This is a genomic window from Nocardioides sambongensis (genome assembly GCF_006494815.1).
Lineage (GTDB): Bacteria > Actinomycetota > Actinomycetes > Propionibacteriales > Nocardioidaceae > Nocardioides > Nocardioides sambongensis.
Genome location: NZ_CP041091.1, coordinates 4,038,733 through 4,052,082 on the forward strand (window position 1 = coordinate 4,038,733; position 13,350 = coordinate 4,052,082).

Genomic DNA, 13,350 nt, shown 5'->3' on the forward strand with positions numbered 1-13,350 from the left:
ATCGTGCCAAGGAACGCGCGCGTATGCGCGCGGGGGCTCCCGGAGTGGACACCGGCACCGGACGGGCTGCCCGCCGGAGCGCGGGCCGGCCGCGATTTGGCCACGCCGTACGACGCCGCCTACTCTTGCCTGCGTAACCAGAGACCGCTGGTCGTCGGTGCCTCTCGCGAGGAGCCGATCGAAGGTCCCGCTCCGGTGGGCGACCCGCGCAGGTGTGCAGAGCAGATCGTCCGCGAGGATGCCACGCCCTGAGCCTGCGCTCGGGGCGTTCGTCGTTTCAGGACCGGGCCCGCCGGCAGTCTCATCCGAATCCGGAAGGAGACCCATGGCGCGGGCAGACAAGCAGGCCGCCGTCGCGGAGATCGCTGAGTCCTTCAGCGGGGCCGCAGGCGCTGTGCTGACCGAGTACCGCGGTCTCACCGTCAAGGAGCTGCAGGACCTTCGCCGCTCCCTCGGTGCGAACGCCAACTACGCCGTGGTCAAGAACACGCTGGCCAAGCTCGCCGCGAAGGACGCGGGCATCGACGGCTTCGACGACCTGCTGACCGGCCCGACCGCGATCGCCTTCATCAAGGGCGACGTCGTCGAGGCGGCCAAGGGTCTGCGTGACTTTGCCAAGGCGAACCCCGCCCTCGTGATCAAGGGCGGCGTTCTGGACGGCAACCTCCTCGACGCGAACGAGATCGCCAAGCTGGCCGATCTCGAGTCGCGCGAGGTGCTCCTGGGCAAGCTGGCGGGCGCGATGCTCGCTTCGCTCAGCCAGGCCGTCTACCTCCTCAACGCTCCTCTCGCTCAGGCCGCCCGGCTCGCCGGTGCGCTCGAGGCGAAGGCGCAGGAGGACCCCTCGATCCTCGCAGGTGGTGCCGGCGCGCCGGCCGCTGCCGAGGACACCCCGGCCGCCGACGAGGCAGCCGAGTCCACCGAGGCCTGACCGGGCCGAGGAACCACACCACCTGAAACCCCGGCGGGCGGCCTCAAGCGGCCGCCGGCCACCAGAAGAGAAGGAGACGCCACCATGGCGAAGCTCACCACCGACGAGCTCCTCGACGCGTTCAAGGAGATGACCCTCATCGAGCTCTCCGAGTTCGTGAAGCAGTTCGAGGAGACCTTCGGCGTCACCGCCGCCGCTCCGGTCGCCGTTGCCGCTGCCCCCGCCGCCGGCGGTGCCGCGGGCGGTGCCGAGGAGGCCGCTGCCCAGGACGAGTTCGACGTCGTCCTCGAGTCCGCTGGTGACAAGAAGATCAACGTCATCAAGGAGGTCCGCGCCCTGACCTCGCTCGGCCTGAAGGAGGCCAAGGACCTCGTGGAGTCGGCCCCGAAGCCGATCCTGGAGAAGGTCAACAAGGAGGCCGCGGACAAGGCCAAGGAGTCCCTCGAGGCTGCCGGCGCGTCCGTCACCCTCAAGTGACCTCCGGCCTCCGGGCCGCGTAGTCGCCTCCGGGCCGACGGGAGTTCTCTCCCGTCGGCCCGGAGTCATTTTTGCGCCGGGCACGCGAGGCGGAGGGCGCGGAAGAACCGGCCCCGCGACGTTGACCGCGACGGTGACCGCGACGCGGTGTATCAGTCGGTGGATGGGCCGTGACGGCCGCCACGCGGAACGCGTAACCTGCCCGCTGGTCGGCCGTTGTACCCACCAGTAGCAGTGAGGGACCGCACGCTCGGGCGGCGGACTGCACGACGGAGAGCGGCAAGCGAGAGGGAGACGACATGGGTGTGGAGATCGCCGTCGACGGCCTGACCAAGGCGTTCGGCAAGCAGCTGATCTGGGCTGACGTCAGTCTCACCATCCCGGCCGGCGAGATCAGCGTGATGCTGGGCCCCTCGGGCACCGGCAAGTCGGTCTTCCTCAAGGCGCTGATCGGCCTGATCAAGCCCGACCGCGGGTCGATCCTGATCGAGGGCACCGACATCGCCTCCTGCTCGGAGAAGGACCTCTACGAGATCCGCAAGCTGTTCGGCGTGCTGTTCCAGGATGGCGCGATGTTCGGCTCGATGAACCTCTACGACAACGTCGCCTTCCCGTTGCGCGAGCACACCAAGAAGTCGGAGTCGCAGATCCGCGACGTGGTGATGGAGAAGATGGACCTGGTCGGCCTGCTCGGGGCCGAGGACAAGCTGCCCGGCGAGATCTCCGGCGGCATGCGCAAGCGGGCCGGTCTGGCCCGCGCCCTGGTGCTCGACCCCGAGATCCTGCTGATCGACGAGCCCGACTCCGGCCTGGACCCGGTGCGCACCTCGTTCATCAACCAGCTCTTCATCGACCTGAACGCGCAGATCGACGCGACCTTCCTGATCGTCACCCACGACATCAACACCGCCCGGACCGTCCCGGACAACCTCGGCCTGCTCTACCACAAGCACCTGGCGATGTTCGGGCACCGGGAGCAGCTCCTCAGCTCGGAGGAGCCCGTGGTGCGCCAGTTCCTCAACGCGCAGACCGTCGGGCCGATCGGCATGTCGGAGGAGAAGGACGCCGACGAGCTCGCTGCCGAGAAGGACCTGGACATGCCCCCGCTGCCGCCGATCGCACTGCAACTCGAGCCGTCGAACGGCATCCCGCGGAAGAGTCAGCGCCCGCCGGGGGAGTGGTGCCGGGAGAACGGCGTGACACCCCCGCCGGGGTCGTTCACCCCCGAAGCGGCGCTGAGCTGACGGGACGACGATTTGTCCTCGACCGCGGCGCGCCTGCTCGCACCGGTCGGGACCGCGGGCAAGCTCTTCGCCTTCGGCCTCGACGTGGGGCGTGGGCTCTTCCGACGACCCTTCCAGCTGCGTGAGTTCATCCAGCAGGCCTGGTTCATCGCGTCGGTCACCATCATCCCGACCGCGCTGGTGGCGATCCCGTTCGGTGCGGTGATCGCGCTCCAGGTGGGTGGCCTGATCAAGCAGTTCGGCGCACAGTCCTTCACGGGCTCCGCGTCGGTGCTGGCGGTGATCCAGCAGGCCGGCCCGATCGCCACGGCGCTGCTGATCGCGGGCGCGGGCGGATCGGCGATCGCCGCCGACCTGGGCGCCCGCAAGATCCGCGAGGAGCTGGACGCGATGATGGTGCTCGGCATCGACCCGATCCAGCGGCTCGTCGTGCCGCGGGTGCTGGCCTGCATGCTGGTCGCGGTCTTCCTCAACGGCATGGTCAGCGTCGTCGGCGTCGCCGGCGGCTACGTGTTCAACGTGGTCCTGCAGGACGGCACGCCGGGCTCCTACCTGGCCAGCTTCACCGCGCTCGCGCAGCTCCCCGACGTCTGGGTGGGGATGATCAAGGCGCTGATCTTCGGGCTGATCGCCGCGATCGTCGCCGCCTACAAGGGGATGAACGCCGCCGGCGGGCCGAAGGGTGTCGGCGACGCGGTCAACGAGTCCGTGGTGATCACCTTCCTGCTGCTGTTCCTCGTCAACTTCGTCCTCAGCACGATCTACCTGCAGGTCGTGCCCCGAAGACGGGTTGACCATGGCCGGACTCAGATCGATCTACGAGCGTCCCCTCAAGGGACTCGACACCCTCGGGCACGAGCTCTCCTTCTACCTGCGGGTGCTCATCGCGGTGCCCCGCTCGGTGCTGCGATTCCCTCGGGAGGTGCTCCGGATCCTGGCCGAGACCACGCTGGGCTCCGGCGCGCTCGCGGTGATCGGCGGCACGGTCGGGGTGATCCTCGGGATGACCTTCTTCACCGGCGCCCAGGTCGGTCTCTCCGGCTTCGCCGCCCTCAACCAACTCGGCACCTCCGCCTTCGCCGGCTTCGTCTCGGCGTACTTCAACACCCGCGAGATCGCGCCGTTGGTGGCCGGGATCGCCCTCGCCGCGACGGTCGGCTGCGGCTTCACCGCCCAACTCGGCGCGATGCGGATCTCCGAGGAGGTCGACGCCCTCGAGGTGATGGCGATCCCGTCGATGCAGTTCCTGGTCGCCACCCGGGTCTTCGGCGGACTGATCGCGATCATCCCGCTCTACGTGGTCGGACTGCTCTCCTCCTACGTCGCCAGCCGGTTGGTGGTGACGATGTACTACGGCCAGTCCACCGGCACCTACGACCACTACTTCAACGCGTTCCTGCCACCGGGCGACGTGCTGTGGTCCTTCGGCAAGGTGCTGGTCTTCGCCGTCATCGTGATCCTGATCCACTGCTACCACGGCTACACGGCCTCCGGCGGCCCCGCCGGCGTGGGCGTGGCCGTCGGTCGCGCCGTGCGGACCAGCATCGTGGCGATCAACGTCGTCGACCTGCTGCTGTCGATGGCGATCTGGGGCGCCTCCACCACGGTCAGGCTGGCAGGGTGATCCGCCGGTGCTGAACAAGGTGCTCGGGTCCACCCGCGTCCTCGGCGTCGTCTTCGTCGCCCTGGTCGTGCTCTCGGTCTATCTCGTCTACGCGACCTTCACGAAGAAGTTCGCCGACTACGAGGAGGTCACCCTGGAGACCTCGACGATCGGCCTGCAGCTCCCGAACCGGGCGGACGTCAAGGTCCGCGGAGTGATCGTCGGGGAGGTCCTCCAGTCCGAGGCGAGCGGACCGGACGGCGCCGACATCACCCTGGGCATCTACCCGGACAAGCTCGACGTGGTGCCGGCGAACGTCAGCGGCGCGATCGTGCCGAAGACCCTCTTCGGTGAGAAGTACGTGTCGCTGGTGATCCCGGCCTCGGGCCCGGACGGCACCCTGCGGGCCGGAGACGTGATCGACCGCACCGAGACCAGCACCGAGGTCGAGGCCGTGCTCAACGACCTCTACCCCTGCTGCGCACGGTCCAGCCGGCACAGCTGAACCTGACGCTGAACGCGATCGCGACCGCGCTGGAGGGCCGGGGCGAGCAGCTCGGGGAGAACCTGGAGACCGTCGACTCCTACCTCAAGCGGCTCAACCCCGAGATCCCGCTGCTGCTGGAGGACCTCGAGCTGACCTCCGAGGTGGCCGACACCTACTCCGACATCCTCCCCGAGGTGGCGCAGATCCTCGAGGACACCGTGAAGACCACCGGCACCCTGGAGGAGAAGGAGGCGGCCCTCGACCTGTTCCTCCGCGACGTGCGCTCGTTCTCCGACACCGCCCGGGTCTTCCTGGAGGACAACGAGGAGAACCTGGAGGACTTCGCGGATCTCAGCGCCACCCAGCTGAGGGTCCTGGCCCGCTACTCGCCGCTGCTGCGCTGCCTGCCGCAGGGCATCGAGGTGGCCCAGGGTCGGCTCGCGGAGGCGTTCCGCGGTTTTGAGCTGCACATCATCCTGGAGACGCTGCCCAACCAGCCCCGTCCCTACGACGCCGACGACCGCCCGCGGTTCGGTGCCGACAACGACCCCGACTGCCTCGGGCTGCCGAACCCCGAGGGGTCCCAGGCCCAGCCCTTCGACGACCTGCCGAACTTCGACGACGGCGTCGACGAGCCGACCGGCAAGGGGACCGTGCGGGTGGCCCCCGAGCTCGGCGGCGACGCGGGGCGGACCGCGTTCACGGCCGACCCCACCGACATGAGCCTGCTGCGCGACTTCCTCGGTGACAGCTACGCCGGTGCCGGCGACCTCGACCTGCTGCTCGGCGCGCCGGCCCTGGCCAGCGGAGGTGATCGCTGATGGCCGTGCTGGACAAGCGGACCACCGGTGACCTGGTCCGGCTGCTGATCTTCGTGCTGGCGACCTCGCTGGCCACCGGAGTGCTGATCGCGACGATCGGCAACCTGTCCTTCGGCAGCACCCGGGAATACCGTGCGATCTTCTCCGACGCCACCGGCGTCGCGGCCGGCGACGACGTCCGGGTCGCCGGCGTGAAGGTCGGCACCGTCCAGGACATCGAGGTCGTCGACGACACCCGCGCCCAGGTGGTCTTCACCGCCGACGAGGAGGTCCGCCTGGACGGGGCCACCAACGCCACGATCCGCTACCGCAACCTGCTGGGACAGCGCTACCTCGCGCTCACCCAGGACGGGGAGTCGGACACCCCGCTGAAGGAGGGCGGGGCGATCCCGATCGAGCGGACCCGGCCCTCGCTCGACCTGACCATGCTGTTCAACGGCTTCAAGCCGCTGTTTCAGGCGCTCTCGCCCAACGACGTCAACAAGCTCTCCTACGAGATCGTCCAGGTCTTCCAGGGCGAGTCCGGCACCGTGGAGAACCTCCTGGCCAGCACTGCGTCGCTGACCCAGACCCTGGCCGACCGCGACCAGGTGATCGGCGACCTGATCGACAACCTGGACTACGTGCTCGACCACGTCGCCGACCGCGACCGCCAGCTGACCCGCCTGATCGACAGCTTCGGGTCGCTGCTCAGCGGGCTGCGCAGCGACCGCAAGGCGATCCTGTCCTCGCTCGACAGCATCTCCGCGCTGGCGGTGCAGACCGGGGACCTGGCCGACGACATCCGCGAGCCCTTCGTCCGCGACATCAAGCAGCTGCGCAAGGTGGCGGGCAACCTCGACGCCGGCCGCGCCGAGATCGACCGCAGCCTGCAGGTGCTGCCGATCAAGCTCAACAAGATCGGACGGACCGCCACCTACGGCTCCTGGTTCAACTTCTACCTCTGCCACTTCACCGCCACCGTCCGCAACGGCCAGACCGTGATCGCCCGCCCGACCTTCGCCCTCGGTGCCGAACGGTGCACGTTGGAGTGATGGAGAGATGAAACCCTTCCGCGAACGCAACCCGGTCATCGTCGGGGCGGTCAGCATCGCCACGTTGCTGCTGGTCATCCTGGCCGCGATGCGCGCCCAGGACCTGCCGCTGATCGGCGGGGGCGACACCTACTACGCAGAGTTCTCCGAGGCCGGCGGCCTCAAGCCCAACGACGAGGTCCGGATCGCCGGGGTCCGCGTGGGCAAGGTGGAGACGGTCGAGCTCGACGACGGCAAGGTGCGGGTCGGCTTCCGGATCAAGACCGACTCCGCGTTCGGCACCGACAGCCGCGCCGAGATCAAGGTCAAGACGATCCTCGGGTCGATGTACCTCGCGCTGGTGCCCGGGGGAGACGGCCAGCTCGCGGAGGGTGCCACGATCCCGGTGGAGCGGACCACCTCGCCGTACGACGTCGTGGACGCGTTCACCGGACTGGCAGAGACCTCGGAGGACATCGACACCGACCAGCTCGCCGCGTCGCTGACCACGCTGGCCGACCTCACCCGGAACACGCCCGAGGAGTTCCGGGCGGCGCTCCAGGGCGTCTCGGCACTCTCCGAGACGGTCGCCTCGCGCAGCGACGAGATCAACTCCCTGCTGAAGAACCTGAACCGGGTCTCCACCGTGCTCGACGCGCGGGACGAGGACATCGTCACCCTGATGGACGACGCGGACGTGCTCTTCACCGCGCTGCTGCAGCGCCGCCAGGCGGTACACAACCTGCTGGTCGGCACCCGTCGGCTGAGCACCGAGCTGACCGCGCTGGTCCGGCAGAGCCGCAAGGACCTCAAACCCGCCCTGGACCACCTGGAGTCGGTGGTGGACGTGATCACCAAGAACGAGGACAACCTGGACAACTCGCTGCGGCTGATGGCGCCGTTCTACCGGGTCTTCGCCAGCACCCTGGGCAACGGACCGTGGTTCGACACCTTCATCTACAACCTCCCGCCGGTGCCGGGCCCGGGGGTGGGTCTCGAGTGAGCGCGCTGAACGCCGCCGTGCAGCGGTTCCTCCCCCTGGTGATCGTCCTCGCGCTGGTCGCGGCCGGCGCGATCTGGATGTTCGGCTCGAGTGGGGACACCAAGACCGTGACCGCGCACTTCGAGCGCGGGGTCTCGGTCTACGAGGGCAGCGAGGTGCGGGTCCTCGGCGTCCCGATCGGCAGCGTCGAGGAAGTGGTCCCCGAGGGCACCAGCGTCAAGGTGGTGATGACCTACGATGCCGACGTCCGGATCCCGGCCGACGCGGACGCCGTGATCGTCTCGCCGTCGGTGGTCGGTGACCGCTACATCCAGCTCTCGCCCGCCTACACCGGCGGGGACGTGATGGCCGACGACACCGTCATCGAGGTGGACAGCACCGCGATCCCGGTCGAGCTCGACGAGATCTACGGCAGCATCGACGACCTCACCGTGGCGCTGGGTCCGCAGGGCGCCAACTCCGACGGCGCGCTCTCCGACCTGCTCGAGCAGACCGCCGAGAACTTCGGCGGCCAGGGTGCGGCGTTCAAGCAGACCATCGAGGACTTCGGCGACCTCAGCGGCACCCTGGACGACAACAAGGAGGAGCTGTTCGACTCCGCCGCGCGTCTCGAGGGCTTCATCGGCACGCTCGCCGACAACGACCTGACCGTGCGGAAGTTCAACCGCTCGCTGGGCAAGGTCTCCACGATGCTGGACGAGGAGAGCCAGGACCTCACCCTGGCGCTCAGCAACCTGGGCGTCGCACTCGACGTGGTCGGCCGGTTCGTGAAGACCAACCGGGGCGCACTGAACCGCAACATCGACGGTCTCGACCGGATCGCGAAAGTGCTGGTCAAGCGGCGGGCCGAGGTGACCGAGGTGCTCGAGGCCGGCCCGCTGGCGATCAACAACCTCGCGCTGACCTACAACCCTCAGGCCGGCACCCTGGACACCAACGCCAACATCGGCAACCTGGTCAACGAGCTGACCTCGAACCCCAAGACGGTGCTGTGCGCCCTGGTCTCCGGGCTGGACTCGAACAACGGGCTCTGCGACCTGATCGAGGGGCTCCCGCTGCCCCGGGTCTCCCCGTTCGGGTCCGGGAGCTGGTCCGAGCACGACTACGACCCCACCCTCAACGGTCTGGTGGAGGTGGACTGAGTGCGACGCATGCGAACCCTCGCGCGGACCTGGATCGCCCTGGTCGCCGGTGCCGTGCTGCTCAGCGGGTGCAGCTTCGACGTCTACGAGATCCCGCTCCCCGGCGGAGCCGACGTGGGCGACGACCCGATCGAGGTCACCGTCCAGTTCCGGGACGTGCTGGACCTGGTGCCGCAGTCGTCGGTCAAGGTCAACGACGTCACCGTCGGCGAGGTCACCGGCATCGAGCTCAGCGGCAACCACGCGACCGTCCGGCTGCGCCTGCGCAACGACACCGGGCTGCCGGACAACCCGACCGCGTCGATCCGCCAGACCAGCCTGCTCGGCGAGAAGTTCGTCTCGCTGGCCGCGCCGACCGAGGGAGGCTCCGGCGACCTCGGCGACGGCGACGACATCCCGCTCGAGGACACCGGCCGCAACCCCGAGGTCGAGGAGGTGCTCGGCGCCCTGAGCCTGGTCCTCAACGGGGGAGGCGTCGCCCAGCTGAAGACCATCACCAAGGAGCTGAACCTGGCCCTCGAGGGGCGCGAGGACTCCGCCCGCTCGGTGCTGAACCAGGTCGAGTCCCTGGTCACCCAGCTCGACGACCGCAAGCTGGAGATCGTCGACGCCATCGAGTCGATCAACCGGTTGGCGGTGACCGCGCGCAAGCACCAGGAGAGCATCGACCTCGCCCTCGAGGAGCTGCCCTCGGCGCTCGACTCGCTCGAGACCCAGCGCGCCGACCTGGTGAAGATGCTGCGCGGCCTGGCGAACCTCGGCAACGTGGGCACCCGGGTGATCCGCACGGTCAAGGCCGACACCGTGGACGCGCTGCAGCAGCTCGACCCGGTCCTCACCCAGATCTCGGCCGCGGGCGACTCGTTCGTGAACGCGTTCTCCACCTTCCTGACCTTCCCGTTCGTCGACGAGTCGGTCGGCCGGGACCCGCAGGTGGCCCGCAACCTGCACATGGGTGACTACGTCAACCTCTCCGCGGACCTGGACCTCGACCTGGGCAACCTCGGCCTGCCCGACCTGGTCTGCATCCCGTTCAACGAGCTGCCCGATCTCCCGATCGACGACCTGCTCGACCTCAAGGGCCTCTGCAAGGGCGTGCAGAAGGCGCTGCAGCAGTGCGTCAAGACACCGGTGGACCTGGCCCAGTGCGCCAAGCTCCCGGAGCGGATCCTGCGCAGCATCTGCTCCTCGCTCAGCCTCGACCCGGTCTGCCAGCTGCTCGGCCTCGGGCGGCGCAACGGCGGCACCGAGAACCTCACCCCCGGTCTGCTGGAGGGCTTGATCGAGGACCTCGGACTGCCCGAGCTGCCCGGCCTGGGGCGCGTCGGCCCCGGGGAGCAGGACGTCGCGGACCAGGAGAACTGGGACGACTTCGACGCCAAGTACGACGTGGACCTGGTGCGCCTCATGAGTGCGCCGCTCGACGCAGGAGGAGGTGCGCGTTGATCACCCGCCGGACCCGGATACAGCTCATCGTCTTCGCGATCATCACCCTGGTCGGTGTCTCCTTCGTCGGCGCCCGCTACGCCCGGCTGGACCGGCTGGTGCTCGACCGCAGCTTTGAGGTGACCGCGCACTACCAGGAGTCCGGGGGCATCTTCGCCGGCGCCGAGGTCACCTACCGCGGCGTCGGCATCGGCGAGGTCAAGGAGCTGCAGCTCACCCGCGACGGCGTCGACGTGGTCCTCGAGATCCAGGACCAGTGGGACGAGATCCCGGCCGACTCGCTGGCCCTGGTCGGCAACCGGTCGGCCGTCGGCGAGCAGTACGTCGAGCTGCAGCCACGGACCGACGACGGCCCCTACCTGGAGGAGGGCTCGGAGCTGGACCGGGTGGAGACCCCGATCGCCACCGAGAAGCTGCTCGGCGACCTCGCGGAGACCGTCGGCAGCGTGGACCGGGACGCGCTGCGCACGACGATCACCGAGCTCGGCACCGCCTTCGGCGGCACCGGCGAGGACCTGCAGCGGATCATCGACACCGGCAACGACTTCCTCGAGCTCGCCGACCAGAACTTCGACCTGACCACCGCCCTGATCCGGGACGGCAACACGGTGCTGCGAGGTCAGGTGGACAGCGAGACGTCGCTGCGGACCTTCGCCCGCGACCTCTCCGTCTTCACCGGCGCGCTCGCCGGGGCGGACAAGGACCTGCGCCGGGTGATCGACTCCGGCTCGGTCACCGCCGACCAGCTGCGCACCTTCCTGGAGCAGAACCAGGTGAAGCTGGCCTCGCTGCTGAACAACCTGGTCACCACCGGCGAGATCGTGGTGGCGCACCTGCCGGGGATCAAACAGCTGCTGATCCTCTACCCCTACGCCGTGGCCGGCTCGTTCAGCGTGGTCGCGAAGTCACCCGGCAGCGGCAAGTACGACGCCCACTTCGGGCTGGTGCTCGCGGCCGAGCTGCCGACGCCCGGGGGGCACGCGCTGTGCCGCGAGGGCTACGGCGGCACCGACCGCCGCGGCCCCAACGACGGTGACAACCGGCCGATGAACACCGACGCCGGCTGCACCGAGCCGATCACTCGGTCCAACCCGCGCGGGCCGCAGAACCTGCCGCGGGTGGCGCCGGACCTCAACGGCACCCGCAGCACGCCGATCGCCACCTACGACCCGGAGACCGGCGACCTGAGCTGGGGAGCGCCGGCCGGGACCGCCGATGACCGGTTGGCGCGGACCGGTAGCGTGGCGCCGGCGTCGTTGGGAGAGGACTCGTGGAAGTGGCTGTACCTGCAACCTCTGCTGAGCCACTAGGACCGATCGAGTGAAGAAGCCATCGATGACGCCTGCCCGCGCCCGACTCGTGCGCCGGGGTGTGTTCGCGCTGCTGGTCGTGGTGGTCGTCGGCTGCCTCGGCGCGGCCGTCGGCGTGGTCTACGCCCACACCTCCGAGGGGGGCCCGGTCGAGCGGGTGCGCGCGCTGGCAGACCCGCCACCGGACCCGCGGCTCTCCCGGGAGCAGGCGCTGGGCACCGCCCGCGACTTCGTCGTCGCGTTCAACACCTACGGCCCGGACCAGCTCACCGACGACGGCACCATGCCGGACTACGCGGCGCTCGCCGAGGACATGACCGCCCGCTTCGGGACCGTCTTCGACAAGAACGTCGGCTACGCCGAGCAGACCGTCGCCCAGCTGCAGGTGCGCCGCGAGGCCGAGGTCTACGCCGCCGGCATCGCCTCCGCCGACGAGGACTCCGCGGAGGTGCTGGTCGCCGGCGTGGCCCGGTTCTCCTACCCGAACCCGAAGAAGGACGGCGCCTGGATCGACTTCGATCCCGAGCGCTTCCGCTACCAGGTCTCGCTGGTCCGCCAGCACGGCGAGTGGCTGGTCGACGACCTCGACGACCTGGACGACGACCTGCCCTCGTTCGCCCAGTCCGGCGGCGGCGAGGAGGGGCTCCCCGGCCAGCTGCCCAGTGACGGGGCGTCCCCCGGAGGGACCGGCCAGGGCGGCCAGAACGGTGGCGCGAGCGGCGGCCAGGACGGTGGCCGGGACGACGGCGACGGGGAGGGCGGCCGATGAGCCCGAACCTCTACGACCTCCTCGACGTCGACGAGTCGGCGTCGACCGACGAGGTCCGCGCGGCCTGGAAGGTCGCGGTCGCCGACCTGGACCCGACCGACCGCCGGTTCCGCGCCTACAACGACGCCGCCGGCGTGCTGCTCGACGCCGACCGGCGGGCGACGTACGACGCCGAGCTGGCCCGGGAGCGGGCGCTGGAGGACGACGAGGCCGAGCCCGATGCTGTGCCGCCCGTGGCCGAGGAGGCCGAGCCCGCGTCGGAGGACGAGGTGGTGCTCGAGGACCGCCCCGAGGACGAACGGCCCGAAGCGACGGAGGGGCCCACGACGGACGCGGTGGCCTCGTCGGCCACCGGCGAGCCGCCCCGGTGGGCCTGGGCGTTGATGACCGTGCTCGCCGTCCTCTCCGTCGTCGCGCTGGCCGTCGTCCTGATGCTGCCGGGCGTGACCGACGAGGGGTCTCCCTCCGACGCCGCGGACGCGGAGGCCCTGATCGAGGACGAGGGCACCTCTGCCCAGGTCACGGCGCGCGAGCAGATCGTCCCGGTCCTCGGCTACGACTACCGGACGATGGACGAGGACCTGACCGCCATCCAGGCGCAGATGACCGAGGAGATGGCGGCCACCCAGGCCGAGTCCTGGCCGTCGCTGACCAAGGAGGCCGAGGCGCAGCGGATCGTGGTGACCGCCGAGGCGCCGTACGTCGGCCTCACCCGCCTGAGCGAGGACGGCGACACGGCGACCGTGGTGACCTTCATCGACCAGCGGGTGCAGAAGCGCGGGGCGGAGCCGTTCACGCTGCGGATGTGGGCGACGCTGACCATGGTCAGCGACGGTGGGGACTGGCTGCTCGACGACATCTGCACCGAGGGCGACTGCAGCTGAGCCCGGCGGTCGTGGCCGCCGGCCGAGCGCCGGCGTTCTCCACCGATCTGCGGCGCGGACACTTGACCCAGCCCGCGAGTCGACGCATGATCCTCCCGACAGGGTCGCCGTGGTCTCGGGCGAGCGCGCACCGTTGTTTGTACCGCGCACAGTTTTCCTGTAACGTGGCGCTTTGCGCCTGCCCTCATATGCTCTTCGGCCTGCCCGGTGGCCGATGAAG

The 13,350-nt window shown here is 69.7% G+C and carries 13 protein-coding genes and 1 pseudogene; all 14 read left to right on the forward strand.

Translation table 11 applies throughout. The features are described from left to right. The first annotated feature begins 325 nt into the window (after positions 1-325). Positions 326-931, forward strand: a complete 606-nt coding sequence (gene rplJ / locus FIV43_RS18820; protein WP_141015360.1) for a 50S ribosomal protein L10 — start codon at positions 326-328, stop codon at positions 929-931. A gap of 84 nt (positions 932-1,015) precedes the next feature. Beyond that, positions 1,016-1,408 (forward strand): 50S ribosomal protein L7/L12, encoded by a 393-nt coding sequence (gene rplL / locus FIV43_RS18825; RefSeq protein WP_141015361.1) that lies wholly within the window; start codon positions 1,016-1,018, stop codon positions 1,406-1,408. A 299-nt stretch (positions 1,409-1,707) separates the two neighbouring features. Continuing rightward, entirely contained in the window at positions 1,708-2,652 is a 945-nt protein-coding gene (locus tag FIV43_RS18830; protein ID WP_141015362.1) for an ABC transporter ATP-binding protein, read from the forward strand. 12 nt (positions 2,653-2,664) lie between these two features. Next, positions 2,665-3,432 (forward strand): annotated as a pseudogene (locus FIV43_RS18835) (MlaE family ABC transporter permease); the annotation flags it as partial. Between the two features lie 16 nt (positions 3,433-3,448). Continuing rightward, complete coding sequence (locus FIV43_RS18840; RefSeq protein ID WP_141015363.1) at positions 3,449-4,276, forward strand: MlaE family ABC transporter permease; 828 nt, start codon at positions 3,449-3,451, stop codon at positions 4,274-4,276. A 7-nt stretch (positions 4,277-4,283) separates the two neighbouring features. Continuing rightward, entirely contained in the window at positions 4,284-4,760 is a 477-nt protein-coding gene (locus tag FIV43_RS22870) for an MlaD family protein (protein WP_231123532.1), read from the forward strand. Positions 4,761-4,777: 17 nt separating this feature from the next. Continuing rightward, positions 4,778-5,563, forward strand: coding sequence for an MCE family protein (locus FIV43_RS22875; protein WP_231123984.1), 786 nt, complete (start codon positions 4,778-4,780; stop codon positions 5,561-5,563). Continuing rightward, positions 5,563-6,597, forward strand: a complete 1,035-nt coding sequence (locus tag FIV43_RS18850; protein WP_141015364.1) for an MCE family protein — start codon at positions 5,563-5,565, stop codon at positions 6,595-6,597. Before FIV43_RS22875 ends, FIV43_RS18850 begins: the two co-directional genes overlap by 1 nt. Positions 6,598-6,604: 7 nt before the next feature. Then, positions 6,605-7,579: an MCE family protein gene (locus FIV43_RS18855; RefSeq protein ID WP_141015365.1), complete on the forward strand. Its 975-nt coding sequence runs from the start codon at positions 6,605-6,607 to the stop codon at positions 7,577-7,579. Further along, positions 7,576-8,721, forward strand: coding sequence for an MCE family protein (locus FIV43_RS18860; protein ID WP_231123533.1), 1,146 nt, complete (start codon positions 7,576-7,578; stop codon positions 8,719-8,721). The genes FIV43_RS18855 and FIV43_RS18860 overlap by 4 nt, the downstream gene beginning before the upstream one ends. Before the next feature lie 9 nt (positions 8,722-8,730). Beyond that, complete coding sequence (locus FIV43_RS18865; protein WP_231123985.1) at positions 8,731-10,167, forward strand: MCE family protein; 1,437 nt, start codon at positions 8,731-8,733, stop codon at positions 10,165-10,167. Next, complete coding sequence (locus FIV43_RS18870; protein ID WP_141015367.1) at positions 10,164-11,477, forward strand: MlaD family protein; 1,314 nt, start codon at positions 10,164-10,166, stop codon at positions 11,475-11,477. The genes FIV43_RS18865 and FIV43_RS18870 overlap by 4 nt, the downstream gene beginning before the upstream one ends. Positions 11,478-11,502: 25 nt before the next feature. Next, a complete protein-coding gene (locus tag FIV43_RS18875) occupies positions 11,503-12,246 on the forward strand; it encodes a hypothetical protein (RefSeq protein ID WP_141015368.1) in 744 nt (247 codons plus the stop codon). After that, positions 12,243-13,130 (forward strand): hypothetical protein, encoded by an 888-nt coding sequence (locus FIV43_RS18880; RefSeq protein ID WP_141015369.1) that lies wholly within the window; start codon positions 12,243-12,245, stop codon positions 13,128-13,130. Before FIV43_RS18875 ends, FIV43_RS18880 begins: the two co-directional genes overlap by 4 nt. The last annotated feature ends 220 nt before the right edge of the window (positions 13,131-13,350 follow it).

What these genes read in the sequence shown, in the direction of transcription:
- rplJ (WP_141015360.1), top strand. Translation starts at nt 326, where the DNA reads ATGGCGCGGGCAGACAAGCAGGCCGCCGTCGCGGAGATCGCTGAGTCC.
- rplL (WP_141015361.1), top strand. Translation starts at nt 1,016, where the DNA reads ATGGCGAAGCTCACCACCGACGAGCTCCTCGACGCGTTCAAGGAGATG.
- FIV43_RS18830 (WP_141015362.1), top strand. Translation starts at nt 1,708, where the DNA reads ATGGGTGTGGAGATCGCCGTCGACGGCCTGACCAAGGCGTTCGGCAAG.
- FIV43_RS18840 (WP_141015363.1), top strand. Translation starts at nt 3,449, where the DNA reads ATGGCCGGACTCAGATCGATCTACGAGCGTCCCCTCAAGGGACTCGAC.
- FIV43_RS18850 (WP_141015364.1), top strand. Translation starts at nt 5,563, where the DNA reads ATGGCCGTGCTGGACAAGCGGACCACCGGTGACCTGGTCCGGCTGCTG.
- FIV43_RS18855 (WP_141015365.1), top strand. Translation starts at nt 6,605, where the DNA reads ATGAAACCCTTCCGCGAACGCAACCCGGTCATCGTCGGGGCGGTCAGC.
- FIV43_RS18865 (WP_231123985.1), top strand. Translation starts at nt 8,731, where the DNA reads ATGCGAACCCTCGCGCGGACCTGGATCGCCCTGGTCGCCGGTGCCGTG.
- FIV43_RS18875 (WP_141015368.1), top strand. Translation starts at nt 11,503, where the DNA reads ATGACGCCTGCCCGCGCCCGACTCGTGCGCCGGGGTGTGTTCGCGCTG.
- FIV43_RS18880 (WP_141015369.1), top strand. Translation starts at nt 12,243, where the DNA reads ATGAGCCCGAACCTCTACGACCTCCTCGACGTCGACGAGTCGGCGTCG.